Below are 21,855 nucleotides of genomic sequence, written 5' to 3'. Positions count from 1 at the left end.
CATTAGACAATAAAAAAGCCTCCGAAGAGGCTTTTTTAAGTTAGACGGGATTAGTCACCTGTATAACCTTTTAACTTTAAACGTGCTGCATGTAAAAGTGGCTCGGTATAACCTGATGGCTGTTCACCACCTTTAAAGATCAGGTCAGACGCTGCCTGGAATGCAATATTGTTGGCAAAGTCTGCAGACATTGGCGTATACAACGGATCATTGGCATTTTGCTGATCTACAATTTTCGCCATACGCTGCATCACTTCTTCTACTTGCTCATGGCTTACCACACCATGACGCAACCAGTTCGCCACGTGCTGCGAAGAGATACGTAAAGTCGCACGGTCTTCCATTAAACCGACATCGTTGATGTCGAGTACTTTAGAACAACCTACACCTAAGTCTACCCAGCGAACTACATAGCCCAAGATCCCCTGACAGTTATTTTCAAGTTCTTTGGTTTTCTCTTCTTCAGACCAGTTAGTGTCTGTTGCTAATGGTGGCGTTAACAAGTCATCTAGTGACAAGGCTTCAGTTGCCAATAACTCTTGCTGACGATCCGCAACATTAATCTGATGATAGTGAATCGCGTGAATTACCGCACCTGTTGGTGATGGCACCCATGCACAGCTCGCACCTGCTTCCGGATGTTCAGTTTTGGTTTTATACATGTCGAGCAACATGTCTGGTTTTGGCCACATGCCTTTACCGATTTGCGCTTTGCCACGTAAACCTGCTTGCAGACCGATCATCACATTACGGTTTTCATAAGCCGGGAACCAGATCTGACCTTTGACTTCGCCTTTACGTACGAATGGGCCTGCTTCCATAAAGGTATGGATTTCGTCACCGGTACGGTCCATGAAGCCTGTATTGATGAAAATAGTACGGTCTTTGGCTTGTGCAATACAGTTCTTCAGGTTTACAGAAGTACGGCGCTCTTCATCCATAATCCCGATTTTTAAAGTTTTTGCAGGCAAACCCAGTACCTGTTCCGCACGTTCAAACAATTCAACGGCAAATGCCACTTCTTCAGGACCATGCATTTTTGGTTTAACGATATACATTGAACCTTGACGCGAGTTCTTAATGGTATTTTCACCTTTGATGTCGGCAAAAGACAACAAAGGTGTAATCAAGGCATCCATGATGCCCTCAAAAATCTCTGCACCATCGACCAGAATGGCAGGGTTTGTCATCAAATGACCGACATTACGCAGCAACATCAATGAACGACCATGAACCTTGGTTTCACCACCTTCCACATTTTTGAAAGTACGGTCTGCATTCAGTGTACGGGTAACTGTTTTACCATTCTTCTGAATGGACTCTTCTAAAGTGCCTTTCATCAGACCTAACCAGTTACGGTAGCCTTCCACTTTTTCTTCAGCATCAACCGCTGCAATCGAGTCTTCCAAATCCTGAATGGTGGTAACCGCAGCTTCAAGAACTACGTCTTTTACGCCAGCGGCATCAGTCTGGCCAATCGGGCTCGTTGCATCAATTTGCACAATAACGTGCAGACCGTTATTTTTAAATACGATTTCAGTCGGTGCTGACGCTTCGCCATTGAAGCCAACAAATTTAGCGCTATCCGCAACAGTCGTTGTAGAACCATCTTTTAATTTTACAACCAGTGCGTTGCGATCAACTGCATATTGAGTTGCGTCTGCGTGCGAACCTTGTGCCAATGGGAAAGTTTCGTCAAGGAAGTTTTTCGCAAATGCGACAACTTTCTCACCACGTTTCGGGTTATAGCCTTTGCCTTTTTCCGCGCCATCTTCTTCAGAGATCACGTCGAAACCATAAAGTGCATCGTAGAGAGAACCCCAACGTGCGTTGGCTGCGTTGAGGCAGTAACGTGCATTACGTACCGGTACCACCAGCTGTGGGCCGGCCAATACGGCAATTTCTTCGTCTACATTTTCAGTGCTGATTTGAAAATCTTCTACTTCTGGTAACAAGTAGCCAATTTCAGTCAAGAAAGCTTTGTAAGCTTGTAATTCAAATGTGTTATTGCGGTGCCATTCATCGATTTTCGCTTGAATGTCATCACGCTTAGCCAAAAGTGCTTTATTTTTAGGGCTAAGATCAACAACGACTTGTTCAAAGTTTTTCCAGTAAGTTTCACTATCCAAACCAGAACCTGGTAGTGCTTCATTTTCGATAAAATCGTAAAGTTCTTTAGCAATCGCTAACTTGCCTTTTTGAATACGTGCAGTCATTGTCTTTCCTGATATTGCTACTTTTTATACAAGAGATTCTAGTATACCGATTAAAATCTAGCTGAATAGTATTATCAAATTGCTAAATACTGAGCATTTTTCATAATATGAGTACCCTCATAAACATATCAGACGTCGCTCAGCCGCATTGAGATATCATTCTGCTAAATACCCTAATGACAGTGTATAAAGTTTTCGAAATGTAGAAATTAGACTTAAGTTCAGATTTTCGAGTAAAAATTATGCATTCTAGTTATACACGATCATATTTAGATCAAGATTAAGCCATGTTTGGCCCTAGTTGTCGATCATTTACCTGCTTATTTTTATAAAAAAGCGCCGGTCAATGACCAGCGCTTTTATTCTGCTTCCTACTCACTTGAAATAGTTTTCTGAATCTGACGATGTTCAGAATTCAGATATTCATCCGACTGCATTTCCAGTAAACGTGAACGCGTCCGTTCAATTTCGAAGACCAGTTTTTCACCTTGGTAAATATCAATAATATTATCTTCCGAGGTCAATAACAGTTTGACACCACGGTCATAGAACTCATCGACCAGATAAATAAAACGGCGCGTCCCATCATTGAGGAAATCGGTCAGGTGCGGCACATTACTGACTAAAACCGTATTATAAATATTGGCAATTTCAATAAAGTCAGCTGGGCTACGTGGTTTTAGACACAGCTCAGAAAACTCGCACCACAATACATCTTCGGTATGTGACACAGTTTCCACAATACGGTTATTGATGATAATCGGCTCTTCAGAGCAGGTTTGCGTCTGAGTCAAAGCACTGAAACGTTGCGCAATCCAGTTTTTATGATCATGGGTTAATGGGAATTTGAATAACTGCGCCTGTTTTAATACGCGTAAACGGTAATCGACGCCGGCATCGACGTTTAACACCACACAGTTTTTCTTGACCAGTTCAATCGTCGGCAGGAAACGGTCACGATGAATCCCGTTTTTATACAAACCATCTGGGGCAATGTTCGAAGTTGCAACCAAAGTAATCCCGCGTTCAAATAGTTTCTGGAACAGATCACTCAGAATCATGGCATCGGTGACATTGGATACAAAGAACTCATCGAAACAGATAATCACCGCGTCTTTATAAATCTGATCCGCGACCAGATCCAGCGGATTACGCTGCCCAGAGAGCTTATTTAATTCACGATGCACATGCTGCATAAAGTGGTGAAAATGCATCCGGGTTTTACGGCGAAATGGAATCGAATCATAAAACTGATCCATTAACCAGGTTTTGCCACGACCCACACCACCCCACATATACACGCCATTGGGAGAAGTCTGACGGCGAAAACGGCGAAAGGCTTTTTTCGAGGCCTTAAAACGCTGAATCAATTCCAGCCAGACACGATTCAGTTCATGTACTGCCATTGCCTGTGCATCATCAGGCATAAACTGTCCCGAAGATATTGCTTGTGCATAACGTTCTGCAGGAGAAATCGGACTAAAGGCGGTGCTGTGCTGTGAATTAAAATCGGACATAGAGTTTCGTACTATTTGGGATCAATTTAATTATAGCGGAGTTTAATCAACACACTATAACACTTTGGCATAAACAAGCTTAGGCTATTTCACATATTGCCGAGGGCTTTGCCCAAACCAGCGTTTAAAGGCATGGTTAAAAGCAGCCGGCTCGGAATAGCCCAACAACTCTGCAATCATTTCAATTGAATACTGTTTATATTCAATCAATCGCAAAGCCTTATCTTTAATAATGTCTTCGCGAATCTGTTTATAACTGGTATCACACTGCTGTAACTGATGCCGCAAGGTTCGCTCCGGAATATTTAGCACCTGCGCAGTTTCGGCCATGCTCGGCATCAAACCACTTTGTATTTCCAGATAATCCTGAACGCGCTGCACCACTGTCGGTGTCTGCTCATCCTGTTGCAAACGTTGCAATTCAGCAAAACACTTGGCTTCATACAGCGCAAAGGTCACCGTATCCGCAGACGGAATTTTAATATCCAGAACTGCTTCATCAAACCAGAATGCCGCACTTGGTGCATCGAACTGAACCTGTGTCCCATAATAATCATGATAGACCTTTAAGGTATTCGGCTCTTGCGGATGGGCAAATGGTAACTCGATCCGTAAATCAGGTTTGGACAGGCCCATCATTTTGTAGATATCACGGATAAACTTGAAAGTTCCCGAAATCTCCGCCTGTGCCAGCAACACACCCAGACCATCTTCCAGATTTTTCGGTCGATAACACAACGCGCTATGATGCTCGCTTTGTTGCAAACCCAATTGTCCTGTCAAATGCGTCAACTGTTGAAAGCGGATCACCTGATGCAGCGCATCACGTACCGTCGGACTGGTAACCAGTAACATCAACAACGGACCATAACCTGCCAATGCATAATGCTGGCCAATCAATAATCCCTGCTCAGCTTCGATTTCCTGCCCTACCACCTTAAGTACATCATGTTCCAGACTCGGATGAATAATCGAGCCAGGATCAAAGGCATCGACACGCAGTCCAATGTTTTGCAGCTTCTGATCGACGTCTATGCCCGCCTTGCGCATCCCTTGAATCAAATACATCAGACTGAGAACAGAACGTTTCATAACCATACAAATACAATGTGATAGTCTTAGTTGTACTATAAAAATAAGTGTACTGCTATTGCCGTTTAGATCAATTTTAGGTCTAATCTTTTATCAGTGAATGATGATAATAATCTCTTATTAAAATAAGCAAGGAATGCAATGATGCTGGAAAATACAAGCGCCACCCGCTCGCCACCCTTTACCAAAGTCGCCATTATTGGCGCCGGTTTTGGCGGTATTGCCATGGCAATACGTTTACAGCAGCAAGGCATCCATGATTTTATTCTGCTGGAAAAAGGCCATGAATTTGGTGGAACCTGGCGAGACAACCAGTACCCTGGCGCAGCCTGTGATGTGCAGTCACATTTATATTCCCTGTCATTTGCGCCGAAAAGCAACTGGTCAAAACGCTATGCCGAAGCACCCGAGATATTTTCCTATATTCAGGATCTGGTGACCGATTATAAGCTACGTGCTTTCTGCCGCTTAAATACTGAAGTCCTTTCAGCGCATTACCAGGCAGAGCGCTGTCTGTGGCAATTGCAGTTACAAGATCAAAGTATCCTGGAAGCCCAATTTGTCATATTTGCTTCAGGGCCTTTACATATTCCCCAGATTCCACCTATCCCCGGTATTGAGAAGTTTCAAGGGAAAGTCTTTCATTCTGCACAATGGGATCATGCTTATGATTTAAATGGCAAAAATGTCGCATCGATTGGCACAGGTGGCAGCGCCATTCAATATGTTCCGGAAATTGCCCCACAATGCAAACAACTCTATGTCATGCAACGTACTGCAGCCTGGATCATTCCTCGCGATGAACGTGTCTATCACCCTCTCGAAAAGACACTATTTGAAAAATATGACTGGTTCCGAAAACTGCACCGTGCCCGCTTATATTGGTCAAATGAATCGCGGGTCATCCCCATCGTTAAACCCGGCATCATGAAATACACCCAGAAACTGGCAGAACTGTTCATCAAATACCAGATTAAAGATCCTGAGTTAGCTCAAAAACTCACTCCGGATTACATCATGGGTTGTAAACGTATTCTGGTTTCCAATAGCTATTTCCCGACTTTTAACCGCAGGAATGTAGAACTGGTGACTGAAAAGATTCAGGAACTCACTGAAAATAGCATCATTACCCAAGATGGTCAGGAGCGGCCAATTGACTGTCTGATTTATGGCACCGGGTTCATTACCGATCCACGCATCTATATGAAGAATTTTCAATGTACTGGGCTGGATAATCTACAGCTCAATGAGGTCTGGAAACAGGGGGCTGAAAGTTATTATGGAATTTGCATGAAAGGTTTCCCAAACCTGTTTCAATTACTGGGCCCAAATACCCTATTGGCACACAACTCTGTGATTTTTATGATTGAGGCACAAGTTGACTATATCTTGCAGCTCATGCAGCGGGTCGATCAATCACATAGCGATGCCATTATGGTCAAAGAGCAGGCGCAAGATACATTTAATCAGCAGGTGCAACATATGTTTGAACAGACCGTATGGCAATCTGGCTGTGTCAGCTGGTATCAGCAGGAAGGTGGCAAGAATTTTGCCCTATGGCCGACTTATACCTGGAAATACTGGCTGAAAACCAAGAAACCCAATACCGCAGATTATCGATTATTCAATAAAGTTAGCTAAAAGCTTTTCACCATCTAGCATCAAGCGATGGCATAATTTAAAGATAATTTTTTCAATCTATTAAACTTATGCAATCGCTTTGGCTCATCTTTCAGCTTCTTCTCTGTTTGGCACTCGGTTTTGCTTTGGCGAAACGGATTCCAGTATCGATGATTAAAATCTGTTTCAAGCTCTTACCTTATTTTAGCTATGTGTTACTGATTGCGATTTCCTTTGAATTCTCACAGCTTGTGGATGAATTACAGCATCCCCTACAGATTCTGAGTACATCCATCAGCATTGCCTTTCTGACATCACTCGGTGCTTTTGCTATTTGCTATTTGCTGTTCAAGTGGGCTGGTTTTCTTCCCAGTTCAGGCAGAGTATCCCTTGATCTGGTAATTAAATCCTTAGTGAATATGAGTTATGCTTTTTTGGCACTCGCAGGCGGATACTTTTTACATGCTGGCTTGAGTCTGTTTGATCTGTCCTTACACATTAGCACCTGGCATTTGTTACTGGTATTTATGTTTTTCATTGGTTTAGATCTGGCTTATTCGCCACTGGATCGTTCTTGGTTAAATATCAAAATTCTTCTGGTTCCGATCGGTTGTATCTTCGGTTCATTATTCGCAGTTATGCTGTATTCATTCTGGAACACACAGATTGGCCTGAAAGATTTGATCATGCTGTCACAAGGCTATGGATTTTACTCAATGTCAGGCGTTGTCGTGACCGAGCTTCGAAATGCAGAACTCGGCAGCATTGCACTAATGAATGACCTGTTTAGAGAAATTTTTGCCATCTTACTGATGTATTGTATGGGCTGGAGATACCCGAGATCTGCCATTTCCGCAGCAGGTGCAACTGCAATGGATGTGACTTTACCGATGGTTAAGCAGGCTTGCGGTCACGATTTTATTCCGCATGCTATGGTCAGTGGATTTATTTTGTCACTGTTAGCACCAGTCATGGTGAGTGTACTGGCAGCGATTTAATTGCTTTATTGCTTTCTCAATCTCCCTAAATCTCTCTTTTCTAAAGAGGAACTCTCCTTCCTGACTAAGTTCTAAAGCAGGATTTTAAAACGAAGCACAAGCAAGAAGGGCTGACTAAAAACTTAAATCAATATCACTTAAGGCATCGCCTACTGTTTCAATAACATCCGAAGCAAGGCTGATGGCATCAGATGCCAAACTGACCACATCGATCCCTGCTGTCCAATCTGCTGAGCTTGCCTGCTGTTGTTGCTGTTCTTGTTGCTTAAGCTGTTCCGCCTGTTGAACATTTTGAATCACGTCATTCTGTTCTTTTTCTAATTGTGGTTCAGATGAAGTCATCATTTTTCCTTTTTATTTTATAACCATTTTTTTCAATAGGCGGATTCAAGCGGCAAGTGCAACAGTATAAAAAAAGCCTTTCGACTGAAAGGCTTTTTGTCATTCAAACCATATTAAAGCGTTGCCAAAATATCTTTTAAAGTCTGACGCATATTCTTAGACTGGGTAATAGGACGGCCAATCACCAAATGAGTCGAGCCGTCCAGCATCGCCTGTTTGGGTGTCACAATACGCTTCTGATCATCGGCATTTGAGCCTTCAGGACGAATACCGGGTGTTACCAAAGCAAAGTCTTGGCCTAATGTTTCACGTAACATTTTTGCTTCTTGAGCTGAACACACCACCCCGTCCAGGCCACTGTTTTTGGTCAGTTGAGCCAGACGCTTGACATGCTCATTTGGCTCAATATCCAGACCAATATCTTTGAGGTCTTCACGACCCATTGAAGTCAGCACTGTCACAGCAATGAGTTGAGTTTTATAGTTGCCTGCTTGTAAACGCTCCACACAGGTTTCCATCATTTTTCGGCCACCAGATGCATGTACATTCACCATCCATACACCCAAATCAGCTGCCGCGCAGACTGCCTGTGCAGTCGTATTTGGAATATCATGAAATTTCAGATCCAGAAATACATCAAAACCTTTGTCTTGAAGTGCTCTGACAATGATTGGACCTTCATGGGTAAATAACTCTTTGCCCACTTTTAGTCGACACAAGGCAGGATCTAGCTGTTCTGCAATGGCTAAGGCATCAAATTGGCTTTTGGCATCTAGTGCAACAATGATACTCAAGAGATTATCCCTTCAAATAGGCAAAAAATAAGCCCATTATAATGGGCTTTGATTTTCATTGGTAATATCTAATACAGTTTTTTCATGCCGGGTATGGGCTGCTGCTTCAGCGGCCATTAACTTGGCTGTATTCAACTGTTCCTTACGCAGATGTTCAATGTCTTTACGTAATCGCTTGATTTCCCAATTGGTCTGGAAAACCCGGAAGATTTGAACGCCCAATAACAGGCCTAACACGACGCCTAGAGATAGGGTAAGGAGCAGCAATAATCCTAGACGCATTGCAGGAACTTGAGTAAATAACAAGTCCACGGACAATTCGGTACCATTTTGCAAAACCAAAGCCAATGAATAGCCAAACAGCACCAATAAAAGAACGACCAGAACGTAACGCATGAACACCCCGTAAATATTTACAATTATTTATTTGCAGATTCGTTTACAGCATCCCGAAGGGCCTTACCTGGCTTAAAGTGCGGAACTGCTTTTGCAGCCACTTCTACAGATTTACCAGTTTTAGGGTTACGACCCACGCGTGGCTCACGATGATGCAATGCAAAACTACCAAATCCGCGAATCTCGATACGATTGTCAGATGATAAAGCTTCTATCATTTGATCAATCATAATTTTAACCGCTTCTTCCACTAAAGGCTCGGCCAAATGCGGATTTTTTAATGCAATGCGCTCTATTAAGTCAGACTTATTAAGTGCTTCAGTAGTCATCTGCGACCTCTTTAATTATCAAGCTACTTGGGATCTATTTCCCGATAATAACCTGTTTAAATACAAAACGGTAGCGCAATAATTAAATACTACGCTACCGTTTACAGTATTTGTATAAAAAGTATTAGTTAACTTACATTAACAATACAATTCAAACGTCTACTTAGTTGCCCATTTGAGCTTTGATCAGGTCACCAATCGTCTTAGGACCATTGTCTTGACCAGCAGCTGGCGCTGTTTTCAAGTTAGCAACTGCTTCTTTCTCTTCAGCTTCGTCTTTCGCTTTGATAGACAAGTTGATTGCGCGAGATTTACGATCAACGTTGATGATCTTCGCTTCCACTTCTTGACCAACTTCAAGGAACTTAGTTGCATCTTCAACGCGATCGCGGTTGATTTCAGATGCTTTCAGAGTCGCTTCAACTTCGTCAGCCAACTTAACAGTCGCGCCTTTCGCATCAACTGCAGTTACAGTACCTTTAACCAACGCACCGCGTTCGTTAGCAGCAAGGAAGTCATTGAACGGATCGTTGTTCATTTGCTTGATGCCAAGGCTGATACGGTTGCCTTCAGCGTCTACAGAAAGGATAACCGCTTCAACAGTGTCGCCTTTCTTGTAACGACGAATCGCTTCTTCGCCTTGTTCGTTCCAAGAAATATCAGACAAGTGAACTAGACCGTCGATACCGCCTGGTAAACCGATGAAGATACCAAAGTCAGTGATAGATTTGATCGTACCAGAAACTTTTTCGCCTTTGTCGTGGTCTTTAGCAAACTCTTCCCATGGGTTAGCACGAGTTTGTTTGATACCAAGAGAAATACGACGACGCTCTTCATCAACTTCAAGAACCATAACATCAACTTCATCACCGATCTGAACAACTTTAGATGGGTGGATGTTTTTGTTCGTGTGATCCATTTCTGAAACGTGTACTAAACCTTCAACGCCTTCAGCAATTTCAGCGAAACAACCGTAGTCAGTCAGGTTAGTTACGCGCGCTTTAACGATTGAACCTTTAGGGTAACGGTTCATGATCGCTAACCATGGATCTTCGCCAAGTTGTTTAAGACCTAGAGAAACACGGTTACGCTCGCGGTCGAACTTAAGTACTTTAACAGTAACTTCTTGACCCACTTCAACAACTTCTGAAGGATGCTTGATGCGTTTCCAAGCCATATCAGTGATGTGAAGAAGACCGTCAATACCGCCAAGGTCAACGAATGCACCGTAGTCAGTAAGGTTTTTGATCGTACCAGTAACAGTTTGACCTTCTTCAAGCTGAGCAAGAAGAGCTTCACGGTCAGCTGAAGATTCAGCTTCCATAACAGCACGACGTGAAACAACAACGTTGTTACGTTTAGCGTCAAGTTTGATTACTTTAAATTCTAACTCTTTGCCTTCTAGGTGAGTCGTATCACGAATAGGACGAGTATCAACTAAAGAACCTGGAAGGAACGCACGTACTGGACCGATGTCAACAGTGAAACCGCCTTTAACTTTACCAGAGATAACACCAGTAACGATTTCGCCGTCTTCAAAGATTTTTTCAAGTTTAGTCCAAGTCTCAGCGCGTTTAGCTTTTTCGCGAGAAAGAACAGTTTGACCCATACCGTTGTCAAGCGCTTCAACAACTACGTCTACAGTGTCGCCAACTTGAACTTCAAGTTCGCGCTGTTCATTTAAGAACTCAGCACGGTCAACAACGCCTTCAGATTTAAGGCCAGTGTCAACAGTTACCCAATCAGAGTCAATGCTTACTACAACGCCCTGGATAACTGCACCCTTTTCAACGTTGAGGTTTAATTCACTTGCTTCAAAGAGGGCTGCAAAAGATTCGGTCATGATATTTCCGATAAAGTCAGCGGTCTTGGATCAGACAAGGCCGGTTTAATTAAGCATCTACATAGTCCATATAAAACTGATCAAGCTATGCGTTTGCTGATAAAATCAGGTTAATTGGCTAACTGCTGGTCCACATAAGTGGTCATCAACTGGAATACCTCATCAATGTTCAAATTTGAACTATCGATAATGTAAGCATCGTCGGCAGGCTTGAGTGGAGCGACAGTGCGTTCCATATCTCGTTTATCACGCGCGATGATATTAGCTAAAATATCGTTTATTTTAACATCCAGCCCCATACCCTGCAACTGCTTTACACGTCTTTGCGCGCGCGATTCAGCCGATGCAGTCAAATATATTTTAGCCTGAGCTTGCGGGAAGATACTTGTGGCCATATCGCGGCCATCTGCCACCAGACCAGGTGCCTGTGCAAAAGCATGTTGACGTGAAACCATTGCCATTCTAAGCTCAGGAATTGCAGCAACTTTTGAAGCAAATTCTCCGACGCGTTCAGTTCGAATGGTCTGGGAAACGTCTTCGCCATCTAAGTACACCTGTACCCCGGTATCGGTGCTGAGAAACTGGATCTGCAGATTTGTTGCGATTTGTACGCATTCGGGCAATTTACTGTCCAGCGCATCCAGTAAATCATGGTGATGCAATGACAATCCCAACAGCCGGTAAAGCGCACCAGAATCCAATAAGTGAAACTGATAATGTGCAGCCAGTTTTGCTGCCAACGTGCCTTTGCCCGACCCACTTGGACCATCAATGGTAATAATTTGAACTGTCATTGCTTTCCCGTTGTTGTTTAAACAGATTTTGCGAGTTTTGTCAGGCCTAGTTTAATCGCTGCCTGTAACTGTGCAAGAATTAATTTACTCACAAAAGGTGCACGCGCCTGCAATTCAATCGTGTAGGTGACCAGGGTTTGCTCATCAGCCAGCGTTTCAAACTCAATAATACCCAGATGATGCTTGATCAATGGATTCTTGATAATCTTATATTCAATACGGGCATTCGGTTCAAACAAGGTGATCTGTTCCTTTAGCGGCTTGAGCGGCCCTACACCCATTGCGCGCACCGAACCAAATCCATCTGGATGTTCAGCATCCGCAGAGTCTTTGATCCGTTCAACCTGCAGCGGTGCAAAGGCAATATTATAGGTGGCATGCTTAGACATTAAAGCAAAGACGTCATCAATCGATGCTGGAAATTCTTTTTTTACTTGTATGCTGTTCATTATTTTTCCTGAAATTACAGATTTGAAAGTTAGAAAATTTTAGCGATAAAGCACATTTATTTCTGCGTATTTAATAATTTTTCTTGTAACTTGAGTTGGCGTTTCTGCTCACGACGCAACTTGAAAAATGCACTGAGCTGTTCGGAACATTGCTGCTGCATGCAGCCTGCTTCAAACGCAAATACATGATTGTAATAGCCAGTCTCGAATAATTGACGCGCGCTGACCAGTGAACCTGCTTTAGACTCAAATGCACCAAATACCACCCGTGATACCCGTGAATGTACCAGCGCACCGACACACATGGTGCACGGTTCAAGCGTTACATACAACACTGCATCATCGGGCAACCGGTAATTCTGGATGTTCTGACATGCATCACGCAGCGCAACAATTTCGGCATGTGCGGTCGGATCATTTAAAGAAATTGGCGCATTAAATCCCTGCCCAATGATCTGATTCTGACTCACGATAATTGCGCCGACCGGGATTTCCCCCTGTTCGGCGGCAAGTGCAGCCTGCGCATACGCAAGCTGCATCCAGTCTTCATCGGTCAATTGCGGATCGGACATGTAAGGCTTAAATCACACAATACTGCTTGAGTAGCTCATTCCAGCTTTCAATATGGGTCACTGGCGGGTTTTCAGACAGGATACCTTTTAGACTCAGATCTGCGCCCTTTTTCCATTCAGGAGCAAGGTCTTTATCGACCAGACGTGCACGCACACCTTCGACAAAGTCATGATGCCGGATTTTCCAGTCAGAAATCTGGGTTTCCAGTTCAAAAATTTCATTCCAGGAATGCACCTGCTTGCCCCATTGCCATAACAGCCAGGTCAATGCAGCAGTGGTCGGTGAGCCTTTTTGCAGGTTTTCACTGGCCTGACGCAACCAGTCACTGCGTGCATCACTGAGGCCGATAATCGACTCGTAATCGTGCTCGAAGTTTACTCCCCGGCACACACTATGAATCACGTCCAGAGAGTTTTGCAATGGTCCCGGCCCTACCGGACGATGCATGCTGTTAAGCGTGTCATCAATGGCACGGAAGTCACCGGCAGGATAATGACCCCAGTCGATATTAACCACTTTATTCAATACAGAATCACGATGTGCATCACAGATATGCGTTGCCCAGCCAATCCCGTAAGCGCCTGCAGCAGTCATGATGGAGCCGGTCAAACCGGTAAACAGACCAATCGCACCACGATCTGCCAGGAAACGGGTCGCACCAACATCCGGATATAAACCAATGTTAATTTCCGGCATGGCCAGACGCGAATATGGTGTCACCAGACGGAAAGGTGCTGCCATAAACAGTCCCAAGCCACCGCCCATCACATAACCTTCACCCCAGACTAACACCGGCTTGGCATAATTATGCAATAACAGATCGAGCGCATATTCCTGCTCAAAGAATTTATTGGCAGTTGCCACTTCATCATTAATGACCAATTGACGTAACTTACGTACATCGCCACCAGCACAGAATGCCTTCGGGGTGGTTGAATCCAGCCAAATGGCTTTTACGCTGTCGTCTGTATGAAAATCCTGAAACACTTCCAAGAGTGCGGAAGCAATCGACTCATCCAGAGCATGTAAAGATTTTGGACGATTTAAACGTACGATACGCCAGCCATTGTGCGCTTCTTCAACGATCAAATCCGGATGATAAGTTTTATTAAGGGGAGAATATGTCATGCGTCCAGCTGCCAATCTATAGGCTCAATGCCATGTTGTTTGAGATAGTTATTCGATTTCGAAAATACTTTACAACCAAAAAAACCACCACGGTTTGCGGCCAAAGGCGATGGATGTGCGGCCTTTAACACGAGATGCTTGTCCTGATTAATGCGCTGTCCTTTACGCTGTGCGTATGCGCCCCAAAGAATAAAGACAATATGTTCACGCTGCTCATTTAAAACATCAATGACCTGATCGGTGAATTCTTCCCAACCACGCTTTTGATGCGAAGTCGGCTGACCTGCTTCTACAGTCAATACTGCATTTAACAGAAGCACACCCTGCTCTGCCCAATGCGTCAAGTCACCATGCTTCGGGCGTTCAACCCCGACGTCTGCATGCAACTCGTGAAAAATATTACGCAAAGATGGCGGCAATGCAACCCCTTTTTGCACCGAAAAGCTTAATCCATGGGCCTGATTCGGGCCATGATAAGGATCCTGCCCCAAAATCACCACTTTGACCCGATCCAACGGCGTGGTATTTAAGGCATTAAAAATCAGATGATTGGGAGGATAAATCGTTTTATCTGCTTTTTTTTCTTCAACCAGAAACGCTTTTAATTGGTCCATTTTCGGACTGAGTAAAAACTCACTCAATCCATATTTCCAGCTTTCATCCAACTGAACCTTATTCAGTTTGGCCAGTTGCTGTTCATTTAAAGACATTCTTCAATCCTAAATCTATGTCAATGGATTTAAAGTCACGCAGACTTTAAATCTGTACCTGTAAATCTACAACTGGATTCTGAAATGGCGTACCATGTTTCAGCTTGCTCAACATGTCCGGGTCTGTCCATTCAGATTGAACCTGTTCAGAAAACTCGATTTGCTCAAGACTTAGCAAGCCCATCTGTTCATTCTGGATATCTTCTAGAAAGCTCTGTGCATAACCGGTATCGGTTTCATGCACAATCACAGAATAGACTTCGACATCGCCTTCGCCATTTTGAGTCACGGTCGATGCCAGTACTTGTTGTGCCAGAAAGAAGAAAATCCGGGAAAACTGTTCAGCCGACGGCGATACCGGCAATGATACCCAGCGTGCACTGAAAGTTTTGCAAGCCTGAATATATTCCGGATCATCATTTTGCCAGAAACAGATCGCATGATCGAAAGAATCAAAAAAATCCTTAATCACACCTTTAAGCAGACCAAAGTCATAAACCATTTGCCCATGATCTAATTTCGATGCTTTTAATAACAGCTCGACTTTATAACTATGGCCATGGATCGAACGCTTACAGCGATCTGACGTGCAGTTACGCACAATATGAGCATTCTCAAACTTAAATAACTTACGAATTAACATATGCCGTAATGTCGTCAAAAAATAGGTGAATTAATTTTGATTATAAAGCAAAACCACTGACTTGAGGATTAATTTTGCTGTTCAGCCTGATAGGAAAAAGGGATTGACCTGGCAGCCTTATATAGCGAGGCCATAATTCAGAAGCTAGAATTAAAATGGGGCCATGCTGCGATAAGCCACATATACCTGCTTGTCCTGACGAACCAGATCACTACTGAACTGACGCTTGCGTTCGCTTAACACCACTTCAATCCGCGCTTTAAAATAATTGGATTGTACCCCGAGCAGGCTATTCAACAGATTGCGCTTGCCCGCCTCGACCTGAGCGAAAGGCTCCAGCGACCACAGATCAGTCACATTGGAAAAGTGTTCTAAATTGGCCTGACGCTGATCCAGCAATTGCTGTACTGCATTTACATCCAGTTTTTCATCCATACTGGCCAACAGAAAAGCCGAAGCTGTATTGATATTGACTGTGCTATCGACTAAAGGTGCAGCGCTCAGATAAGCTGCGATCAGCTTGTATTTATTTTCGTCAAAACCGCGCACCAGTTTTAACTGGTCTACGCTATGAAATTTTGCATTCGGTGGCAAAGCCGCATTCTGCAAACCTTGATAATAATTAGATTCTGCTCCCATGCCGCCACTGACCAGCTCATCTTCATCCTGCCAGTCAATCACTGCCTCACTAAGCTGCTCTGACAGCCCTGCACGCTTTAAAATCAGCTCGAACCATGCTTTGGCATTTTCATTGACGGTGCCTTCAGCGGTGACCAGACTGTTTAAATTAAACTTGCCCGATTCATCCTGGATGATCCCAGAAACATAGCCATCATCGACTGGAAAAGCCGGCATCGGCTGCGCCCAGGTTTCTTGCAGATGATCTACTTCTACGGCATTTTCAGCATCGTCAACCAAGAGTTCAGAAAAAAAAGCCTCGGCACTTTTGGCGTACATCAGAGACTGGTTTTGTCGTATCAGATAGGCTGTACTTTCAGCAGTTGCCGCCTGACGCTGGGCAATCGTGGCAGCCAGAATGGTCGCCAATGCCACCATCACCAGAATGGTAATCAGGGCAATGCCTTGCTGCTGTTTCATGATGACCGGTTTATTTCTGTTCATGTCTTGTTATTCTTAGTCGGGTTAACCTGTGTTCTGGGAATTCAGCAGAAAATCTGTATTTAATAAACTAAACAGCCATTCATAACTGACACCATTTACAGTTAAATTGATTTTGATTCCCTTAGGCAAGCGCTGCTTCTGCTCCTGCTGATTTAAATCCATAGCAGGATCAGGCCATTGGGTGAGTTCATTCGGATTTAGCACCACAATCTGGAATTGCTCGACTTCTGATAATAAAACACTGGATTCTGGCTGATCACGACCGGTCTGGTTCAGGTTGCGATATTTCAGTCGATACAGTTTTTGTTCATCGGCCCGATACTGATATTCAATGCGTTCATCTGGCGAAATACCCTCCTCCAGAGGATCAGTCACGCCAGTTTTACTAAAATTAAAACGGCCATTTTGCAAAACCAGAGCCGGTTGAATATCACTATTGATATTGGCCGTTAAAGGGACTGCCTGTACCGTATCCCGTAAAATTTGCTGATAGGTTTCCTGTAGCTGACCTAGACGCTGTTCATGTACTGCATTTTGATCTTTGGTTTTGACAATATAATCAAAAACTTTCCAGCCCAAAGCAGACAGTACCGCAAAGATTGCAATGGCAACCAATAATTCGACCAGGGTAAATCCTTTAGGCTTCATGGCGTATTGTTCATGCGATGATTAAAGAACATCAAGCTGCTGATCCCGGATGCAACTTGACCAGTCTCCTGATTGACCAGACTGACCTGTAGTTCAATACGCTGCACATTGGGACTGATCGTCGGTTCACTGCGCTTGTCAATTTGCCAGGTTTCGCCTTGCTGGGTCAGCTGTTTGGAGGCCGTACCATCCATCCATTGCTGATTGATTTCCATTTGAGCCACTTCGTTCAGGGCAACAAACTGTGCTTTGGTGCGCAGAATGGCATTCGAGGTTGACTGGGTATATTGCATCGCGACTTTGGTCAGCGTCATGGCTGCGGTGGCGAAAATTGCCAGTGCAACCATAACTTCCAGCAAGGTAAAGCCTGAGCTGCGATGAGTGAAATGCTGTTTCACCGCTGCGCAAGACCAAGAGCTCTGCTCGAAGTGCCCACAATGCAATCGATCAGCACTCGATTTAAATGGTTTGATCAGCCTGGAGCACACACTTTGCTTGAAAGATCTAGATTTCATTGATTTTACCCAGATGATCCACCTCAATCGCAGAGCCGACTTCGCGATCTTCTAAAAAGAACTGAATCCGTACCGGCTTGACCTCACCATTCCCCAGCCAGATCAATTGAGGAGAATTCACCTGCGTCAGATCACGATTTTGCGCACGGGCATAACGCTGTTGTTCTAGCCCCTGAATCCGAAAAGACACATGATCCGGCAGCTTACGTAATTTAAATTCTGTATAACTCTGCCATTTTTCATTTTGCAGGTTCTGTTCAGTCTGCGCTGCTGAACGATATTCTACAATCCCATAACGAAATGGCGAGACATCGGTCGCGGGTTGCATATCAAGCGCCAGTATTCTGGACTGGTCATTCGCCTCACGCATGACCCGCTGCAAGTCTAATAACAAAATCTCGCGTGCCTGCATGGCCTTACGCTGATCGACACCACTGGTATTCAGCAATACCAGTGAGGCCATGATTCCCATAATCACAATCACCACCATCAATTCGATGAGGGTAAAGCCACGAACTGCGCTGTGAGATGATCTGATCATACTAAGCTCTAACCTTAGGCAAACTGCTCGGCAGAATGCACCTGCTTTGGCAAAGCCAGTGCTTGATCGATATAGGCCACGCGCAAGGTATCGCGTGAACCCAGATAACGCTGATAAAAACTGGAATTGAGAATTGCAGCGGCGCCATGGGTCAGTGACCAGATCGACGCCAGATAGTCACGCACCGACATGCGGCTATGAATTGAAACCAGATAACTTTCTGTCATGCGGATGATCAGGCGTAAACGCTGTTTGCGTACCTGATACAGTTCACTGAATAGATGCTGAATTCCCACGCCAGTCGTCGACAGACGTTCTTCAATCTGATGGAACAGCACCGTACGTTCCGGATGATGTAAATGGTGCAACATAAAGAAGGCCAGATGTTCAGGAAAAGCTTTATCACTATCCTGAATCATTTCCAGCAACATGCGCTCATTACGGATAATCAGCAACATATACAGTTCATCTTTACTCTGAAAATGTTTATAGAGTGTCCCTTTGGCCAGATCAAGTTCAGCAGCAAGCGCATCTAGCGTCATTCCTGCTTCACCATTTTCCAGCAGGAGCTGCTCTGCGACTTGAAAAATCAAGGTTTCTCTTGCTCGAAACTGAGCCTGACGATCCATCTTCACCCTATAAACTCTCTTGTACTTTATATAACTTTATTTACTTTAAATTTAGAAGATTTTCAAAGTTCTGCTTTGTGATAGAAGCCATTTCTTCTAGCGACTTATCATATACATCACAAAGCGCTTTGGCTACATAAGGAACGTATTTAGGTTCGTTAGATTTACCACGATATGGCATCGGCGCAAGATAAGGACTATCGGTTTCAATCAGTACACGATCCAGCGGAACCTGTTTGGCCACATCACGCAGATCCTGGGCATTTTTAAACGAGATAATCCCGGAAAATGAGACATAATAACCGCAGTCTAAAACCGCTTTGGCAGTTTCCCAATCTTCAGTAAAGCAATGCAAGATGCCATGCGTGGATTTTTCCGCACGGATAATATCCACGGTATCATGCTTGGCAGCACGGGTATGTACCACCACCGGTTTCTTAGTGATTTGCGAAGCATGGATATGACGGGCAAAGCAGGCTTTTTGTTCTTCGACAAAATCTGTACTGTGATAATAATCCAGACCGGTTTCACCGAGCGCCCAGACTTTTTCTGGTTGTGCCAGCTCGACCAGATATTCAGTCGTGGCACGCGCCATAGTTGCAGCATCTTCGCAAGGATGTACCCCGACGGTATAACCGACATCCGGGTGACGCGCGGCAATTTTCGCCAGCGCGATATGATCATCCAGATCGACCGAGATACTCATGAATCTGGATACACCCGCTTCACGGGCCTGTGCGAGTGCCTGATCCAGATCACCGTTATACGGCGTTAAATCCAGCATCGTTAAATGACAATGGGTATCTACAAACACAATGCGTTCCTACCACAGCTAAATGAACTACATAGTGTAACTTTTACGCCCTTCAGATTTAAGACCTGCAACCAGACGATCTGCTTCATTTTTGAAATAAACACCCTTTTCACCGCTTAACTGGATGCCAAAGCCTTGTGGCTTGATGCCATTCTGCTTTTGCGAGACCCAGATCACTTTACCGGTTAAAGGAATTTTCTGGGTCTGTTCAGGCAAAGTGGTCAATACAAAAACTTCTTCACCCAGCTTGACCGGCTGCTTGGACGGAATAAACAGTCCACCACCCCATACATAAGGCATATAGCTGGCAAACAGTGTTTCAATATCAGGAATATTGGCCTGAATAATACCGCCCATACGTGGTTGCATGTGATTTCCCCTTAATTAAAGATTCATCAGCTTGATAAACAGCTCATCGATCACCAGATTGCTTTGAACATTCTGCTCGAGATATTGCTTGGAACGCTGAAAATCTTCATAAATTTTAAAAAGTGCTGCTAATGAATATTGTTCGGCAAGCACATTAAACTCAAGATCAATGTTTTTCACCGTTTGATTGAGCTTGACACAAATTAAATCGGACAACAAGTATTCAAACATGGGAGCAAATTCACCAAAGCTCAGGCTTTTGTTCCATTTGGTCGCAATTGCAAGCGGCATATTTTTTTGCATCACCAGTTTTTGCCAGTCTTGCAGGAATTCCTGACGCAGTGGCAGCCAGGCACTTTGTGCAACCTCGAGTGCTTGTAAGGGCATCTGATTGGACAGGTTCATCAATAACTGTTGCTGGCTAGAACCTGCATCCGGCAACTGTGCCTGAACATAATCACTAAATTGTTCTGCAGAAATCCGGTCTAAGGCAAAATGCTGCAAGCGACTCCGTATCGTTGCAGGCAATTTTAAATAATGATCTGCCAGCAAAATAATGACCGTATTGTCACCGGGTTCTTCTAGCGTTTTCAATAATGCATTGGCAGAGGAGATATTTAAGGCTTCCGCAGGTTCAATTACAATCACTCGCCAGCCATCGACGGTCTGCTGCACAAAAGGCAACAGATCACGAATCTTTTCAATCTTGATTTTGGCATTCTGTTTTTTATTGTCTTCGTCGGTGCTGATATGCACATAATTGGGATGCGTATCAGCCTTGAGCCATTGGCAACTGCCACATTCGCCACATGCACCAGAAGACTGCCGATTCAGACACAAGACCCAAGCCAGAAACTGCTGGCTAAATGCCTCCTTGCCACAGCCTTTTTTGCCATAAAACAATAAACCATGCCCAAGCTTGGGAAAACGTCCGGTCAGCGTTCCCCAAACCTGTTGCTGCCATGGATAAATCTGTGCATTGACATCAAAAGGCATGTATTCAACTCTTCTTAAGCAAAATGAGAAAGATCCATTTGATTCAATCGATCCAGATCTTCTTGAGTATCCACACCCGGTGGCAAATTGGCTTCAGCCACGGCAATCGCAATACGGTGACCATTTTCCAGTACCCGCAATTGCTCTAGGGATTCCAGTTTTTCCAGACCCCCCATCTCCCAAGTGACATATTCTTGAAGCAGTTTTACACGGTAAGCATATAAACCTAAATGACGATAGGCCTGATTATGCAGTTTTGCTTCAGCCAGTTTCGCGCCATCACGGTCATAAGGAATGGTGGCACGGCTAAAATACAAAGCTTGATTATGTTTGGACATCACCACTTTAACAATGCTGTCACGCTTAAATTCGTCTAGTTGATGAATCGGCTCACATAGCGTCGACATCGAAGAATCCGGTTGATCTTCTAGAAGTTGTGCCACCTGTTTCACCAGTTGTGCCGGCAATAAAGGCTCATCACCCTGCACATTGACAATAATATCGTGACTGTCCCAGCCTTTGATCCGCGCTACTTCACTGAGGCGGTCTGTCCCGGAAGGATGATCCGCCGAAGTCATCACCACATCAACACCTTCGGCACGACAAACCTCAGCAATACGCTGATCATCGGTCGCCACACACAAATCATCAAAACCTTGTACTTTTTTGGCTTGATCCACCACACGCAAAATCATGGGACGACCATGAATGTCCAGCAAGGGTTTACCCGGCAAACGTGAACTGGCAAAACGTGCAGGAATAACAATGTGTTTCATA

25 protein-coding genes are annotated in these 21,855 nt (G+C 44.2%); 2 read left to right on the top strand and 23 right to left on the bottom strand.

The genetic code is table 11. The annotated features are described in order from the left end of the window. Positions 1–50: 50 nt before the first annotated feature. The 3 genes from LOZ91_RS06525 to LOZ91_RS06515 all read right to left on the bottom strand — a co-directional run bounded on the left by LOZ91_RS06525 (position 51) and on the right by LOZ91_RS06515 (position 4,825). Positions 51–2,216: a malate synthase G gene (locus tag LOZ91_RS06525; RefSeq protein ID WP_159138329.1), complete on the bottom strand. Its 2,166-nt coding sequence runs from the start codon at positions 2,214–2,216 to the stop codon at positions 51–53. A gap of 371 nt (positions 2,217–2,587) precedes the next feature. Next, a complete protein-coding gene (gene zapE, locus LOZ91_RS06520; RefSeq protein ID WP_005097301.1) occupies positions 2,588–3,733 on the bottom strand; it encodes a cell division protein ZapE in 1,146 nt (381 codons plus the stop codon). Positions 3,734–3,817: 84 nt separating this feature from the next. Beyond that, positions 3,818–4,825: an AraC family transcriptional regulator gene (locus LOZ91_RS06515; protein ID WP_100355366.1), complete on the bottom strand. Its 1,008-nt coding sequence runs from the start codon at positions 4,823–4,825 to the stop codon at positions 3,818–3,820. A gap of 144 nt (positions 4,826–4,969) precedes the next feature. On the opposite strand from LOZ91_RS06515, the gene LOZ91_RS06510 reads away from it, so the two are divergent. Both LOZ91_RS06510 and LOZ91_RS06505 read left to right on the top strand, forming a co-directional pair. Further along, the gene (locus tag LOZ91_RS06510; protein WP_244782848.1) at positions 4,970–6,466 is read left to right on the top strand and encodes an NAD(P)/FAD-dependent oxidoreductase; all 1,497 of its coding nucleotides are present in this window, start codon (positions 4,970–4,972) and stop codon (positions 6,464–6,466) included. A 68-nt stretch (positions 6,467–6,534) separates the two neighbouring features. Beyond that, entirely contained in the window at positions 6,535–7,443 is a 909-nt protein-coding gene (locus tag LOZ91_RS06505) for a lysine exporter LysO family protein (RefSeq protein WP_005170429.1), read from the top strand. A 114-nt stretch (positions 7,444–7,557) separates the two neighbouring features. Here the strand turns inward: LOZ91_RS06505 and LOZ91_RS06500 are convergent, their stop codons facing one another. From LOZ91_RS06500 to kdsB, 20 genes are all read right to left on the bottom strand, one after another. Beyond that, on the bottom strand, positions 7,558–7,785 hold the full coding sequence (locus tag LOZ91_RS06500; RefSeq protein WP_100329616.1) for a hypothetical protein: 228 nt from the start codon (positions 7,783–7,785) through the stop codon (positions 7,558–7,560). 113 nt (positions 7,786–7,898) lie between these two features. Continuing rightward, entirely contained in the window at positions 7,899–8,579 is a 681-nt protein-coding gene (gene pyrF, locus LOZ91_RS06495; RefSeq protein ID WP_005097309.1) for an orotidine-5'-phosphate decarboxylase, read from the bottom strand. 36 nt (positions 8,580–8,615) lie between these two features. Further along, complete coding sequence (locus LOZ91_RS06490; protein ID WP_074383247.1) at positions 8,616–8,975, bottom strand: lipopolysaccharide assembly protein LapA domain-containing protein; 360 nt, start codon at positions 8,973–8,975, stop codon at positions 8,616–8,618. 23 nt (positions 8,976–8,998) lie between these two features. Next, a complete protein-coding gene (locus LOZ91_RS06485) occupies positions 8,999–9,304 on the bottom strand; it encodes an integration host factor subunit beta (RefSeq protein ID WP_005097312.1) in 306 nt (101 codons plus the stop codon). 163 nt (positions 9,305–9,467) lie between these two features. After that, on the bottom strand, positions 9,468–11,147 hold the full coding sequence (gene rpsA, locus LOZ91_RS06480) for a 30S ribosomal protein S1 (RefSeq protein ID WP_005097313.1): 1,680 nt from the start codon (positions 11,145–11,147) through the stop codon (positions 9,468–9,470). A 110-nt stretch (positions 11,148–11,257) separates the two neighbouring features. After that, positions 11,258–11,941 (bottom strand): (d)CMP kinase, encoded by a 684-nt coding sequence (gene cmk, locus LOZ91_RS06475; protein WP_244782847.1) that lies wholly within the window; start codon positions 11,939–11,941, stop codon positions 11,258–11,260. 17 nt (positions 11,942–11,958) lie between these two features. After that, on the bottom strand, positions 11,959–12,390 hold the full coding sequence (locus tag LOZ91_RS06470; RefSeq protein WP_244782846.1) for an SRPBCC family protein: 432 nt from the start codon (positions 12,388–12,390) through the stop codon (positions 11,959–11,961). Positions 12,391–12,446: 56 nt separating this feature from the next. After that, positions 12,447–12,962 (bottom strand): tRNA adenosine(34) deaminase TadA, encoded by a 516-nt coding sequence (gene tadA, locus LOZ91_RS06465; RefSeq protein ID WP_244782845.1) that lies wholly within the window; start codon positions 12,960–12,962, stop codon positions 12,447–12,449. A gap of 7 nt (positions 12,963–12,969) precedes the next feature. Next, the gene (locus LOZ91_RS06460) at positions 12,970–14,091 is read right to left on the bottom strand and encodes an enoyl-CoA hydratase/isomerase family protein (protein WP_244782844.1); all 1,122 of its coding nucleotides are present in this window, start codon (positions 14,089–14,091) and stop codon (positions 12,970–12,972) included. Continuing rightward, positions 14,088–14,801, bottom strand: coding sequence for a uracil-DNA glycosylase (gene ung, locus LOZ91_RS06455; protein ID WP_244782843.1), 714 nt, complete (start codon positions 14,799–14,801; stop codon positions 14,088–14,090). The genes LOZ91_RS06460 and ung overlap by 4 nt, the downstream gene beginning before the upstream one ends. Before the next feature lie 46 nt (positions 14,802–14,847). Continuing rightward, on the bottom strand, positions 14,848–15,444 hold the full coding sequence (locus LOZ91_RS06450) for a 6-carboxytetrahydropterin synthase (protein ID WP_244782842.1): 597 nt from the start codon (positions 15,442–15,444) through the stop codon (positions 14,848–14,850). A gap of 150 nt (positions 15,445–15,594) precedes the next feature. After that, a complete protein-coding gene (gene gspK, locus LOZ91_RS06445) occupies positions 15,595–16,542 on the bottom strand; it encodes a type II secretion system minor pseudopilin GspK (RefSeq protein WP_348519896.1) in 948 nt (315 codons plus the stop codon). Between the two features lie 45 nt (positions 16,543–16,587). Next, the gene (gene gspJ / locus LOZ91_RS06440; protein WP_244782840.1) at positions 16,588–17,214 is read right to left on the bottom strand and encodes a type II secretion system minor pseudopilin GspJ; all 627 of its coding nucleotides are present in this window, start codon (positions 17,212–17,214) and stop codon (positions 16,588–16,590) included. Continuing rightward, entirely contained in the window at positions 17,211–17,657 is a 447-nt protein-coding gene (gene gspI / locus LOZ91_RS06435) for a type II secretion system minor pseudopilin GspI (protein ID WP_074383542.1), read from the bottom strand. Before gspI ends, gspJ begins: the two co-directional genes overlap by 4 nt. Positions 17,658–17,718: 61 nt before the next feature. Next, entirely contained in the window at positions 17,719–18,270 is a 552-nt protein-coding gene (locus tag LOZ91_RS06430) for a type II secretion system protein (RefSeq protein WP_100329620.1), read from the bottom strand. 14 nt (positions 18,271–18,284) lie between these two features. Further along, positions 18,285–18,899, bottom strand: a complete 615-nt coding sequence (locus LOZ91_RS06425) for a TetR/AcrR family transcriptional regulator (protein ID WP_004645466.1) — start codon at positions 18,897–18,899, stop codon at positions 18,285–18,287. A gap of 40 nt (positions 18,900–18,939) precedes the next feature. Next, positions 18,940–19,713 (bottom strand): TatD family hydrolase, encoded by a 774-nt coding sequence (locus LOZ91_RS06420; protein WP_100535277.1) that lies wholly within the window; start codon positions 19,711–19,713, stop codon positions 18,940–18,942. Positions 19,714–19,740: 27 nt separating this feature from the next. Further along, positions 19,741–20,082, bottom strand: coding sequence for a PilZ domain-containing protein (locus LOZ91_RS06415; RefSeq protein WP_005170399.1), 342 nt, complete (start codon positions 20,080–20,082; stop codon positions 19,741–19,743). Positions 20,083–20,097: 15 nt separating this feature from the next. Continuing rightward, positions 20,098–21,078, bottom strand: a complete 981-nt coding sequence (locus LOZ91_RS06410; protein ID WP_244782838.1) for a DNA polymerase III subunit delta' C-terminal domain-containing protein — start codon at positions 21,076–21,078, stop codon at positions 20,098–20,100. Positions 21,079–21,092: 14 nt separating this feature from the next. Then, positions 21,093–21,854, bottom strand: a complete 762-nt coding sequence (gene kdsB, locus LOZ91_RS06405) for a 3-deoxy-manno-octulosonate cytidylyltransferase (RefSeq protein WP_005097328.1) — start codon at positions 21,852–21,854, stop codon at positions 21,093–21,095. Position 21,855: the final 1 nt, after the last annotated feature.

It is taken from the genome of Acinetobacter sp. F-1, assembly GCF_022869025.1.
GTDB classification, from domain to species: domain Bacteria; phylum Pseudomonadota; class Gammaproteobacteria; order Pseudomonadales; family Moraxellaceae; genus Acinetobacter; species Acinetobacter pseudolwoffii.
This window is presented reverse-complemented; position numbering and strand designations above follow the sequence as displayed.

What these genes read in the sequence shown, in the direction of transcription:
- LOZ91_RS06510 (WP_244782848.1), top strand. Translation starts at nt 4,970, where the DNA reads ATGCTGGAAAATACAAGCGCCACCCGCTCGCCACCCTTTACCAAAGTC.
- LOZ91_RS06450 (WP_244782842.1), bottom strand. Translation starts at nt 15,444, where the DNA reads ATGTTAATTCGTAAGTTATTTAAGTTTGAGAATGCTCATATTGTGCGT.
- gspJ (WP_244782840.1), bottom strand. Translation starts at nt 17,214, where the DNA reads ATGAAGCCTAAAGGATTTACCCTGGTCGAATTATTGGTTGCCATTGCA.
- LOZ91_RS06525 (WP_159138329.1), bottom strand. Translation starts at nt 2,216, where the DNA reads ATGACTGCACGTATTCAAAAAGGCAAGTTAGCGATTGCTAAAGAACTT.
- LOZ91_RS06415 (WP_005170399.1), bottom strand. Translation starts at nt 20,082, where the DNA reads ATGCAACCACGTATGGGCGGTATTATTCAGGCCAATATTCCTGATATT.
- kdsB (WP_005097328.1), bottom strand. Translation starts at nt 21,854, where the DNA reads ATGAAACACATTGTTATTCCTGCACGTTTTGCCAGTTCACGTTTGCCG.
- ung (WP_244782843.1), bottom strand. Translation starts at nt 14,801, where the DNA reads ATGTCTTTAAATGAACAGCAACTGGCCAAACTGAATAAGGTTCAGTTG.
- cmk (WP_244782847.1), bottom strand. Translation starts at nt 11,941, where the DNA reads ATGACAGTTCAAATTATTACCATTGATGGTCCAAGTGGGTCGGGCAAA.
- LOZ91_RS06410 (WP_244782838.1), bottom strand. Translation starts at nt 21,078, where the DNA reads ATGCCTTTTGATGTCAATGCACAGATTTATCCATGGCAGCAACAGGTT.
- LOZ91_RS06505 (WP_005170429.1), top strand. Translation starts at nt 6,535, where the DNA reads ATGCAATCGCTTTGGCTCATCTTTCAGCTTCTTCTCTGTTTGGCACTC.
- LOZ91_RS06430 (WP_100329620.1), bottom strand. Translation starts at nt 18,270, where the DNA reads ATGATCAGATCATCTCACAGCGCAGTTCGTGGCTTTACCCTCATCGAA.
- LOZ91_RS06460 (WP_244782844.1), bottom strand. Translation starts at nt 14,091, where the DNA reads ATGACATATTCTCCCCTTAATAAAACTTATCATCCGGATTTGATCGTT.
- LOZ91_RS06500 (WP_100329616.1), bottom strand. Translation starts at nt 7,785, where the DNA reads ATGACTTCATCTGAACCACAATTAGAAAAAGAACAGAATGACGTGATT.
- rpsA (WP_005097313.1), bottom strand. Translation starts at nt 11,147, where the DNA reads ATGACCGAATCTTTTGCAGCCCTCTTTGAAGCAAGTGAATTAAACCTC.
- tadA (WP_244782845.1), bottom strand. Translation starts at nt 12,962, where the DNA reads ATGTCCGATCCGCAATTGACCGATGAAGACTGGATGCAGCTTGCGTAT.
- LOZ91_RS06425 (WP_004645466.1), bottom strand. Translation starts at nt 18,899, where the DNA reads ATGGATCGTCAGGCTCAGTTTCGAGCAAGAGAAACCTTGATTTTTCAA.
- LOZ91_RS06470 (WP_244782846.1), bottom strand. Translation starts at nt 12,390, where the DNA reads ATGAACAGCATACAAGTAAAAAAAGAATTTCCAGCATCGATTGATGAC.
- LOZ91_RS06515 (WP_100355366.1), bottom strand. Translation starts at nt 4,825, where the DNA reads ATGAAACGTTCTGTTCTCAGTCTGATGTATTTGATTCAAGGGATGCGC.
- zapE (WP_005097301.1), bottom strand. Translation starts at nt 3,733, where the DNA reads ATGTCCGATTTTAATTCACAGCACAGCACCGCCTTTAGTCCGATTTCT.
- LOZ91_RS06490 (WP_074383247.1), bottom strand. Translation starts at nt 8,975, where the DNA reads ATGCGTTACGTTCTGGTCGTTCTTTTATTGGTGCTGTTTGGCTATTCA.
- LOZ91_RS06485 (WP_005097312.1), bottom strand. Translation starts at nt 9,304, where the DNA reads ATGACTACTGAAGCACTTAATAAGTCTGACTTAATAGAGCGCATTGCA.
- gspK (WP_348519896.1), bottom strand. Translation starts at nt 16,542, where the DNA reads ATGAAACAGCAGCAAGGCATTGCCCTGATTACCATTCTGGTGATGGTG.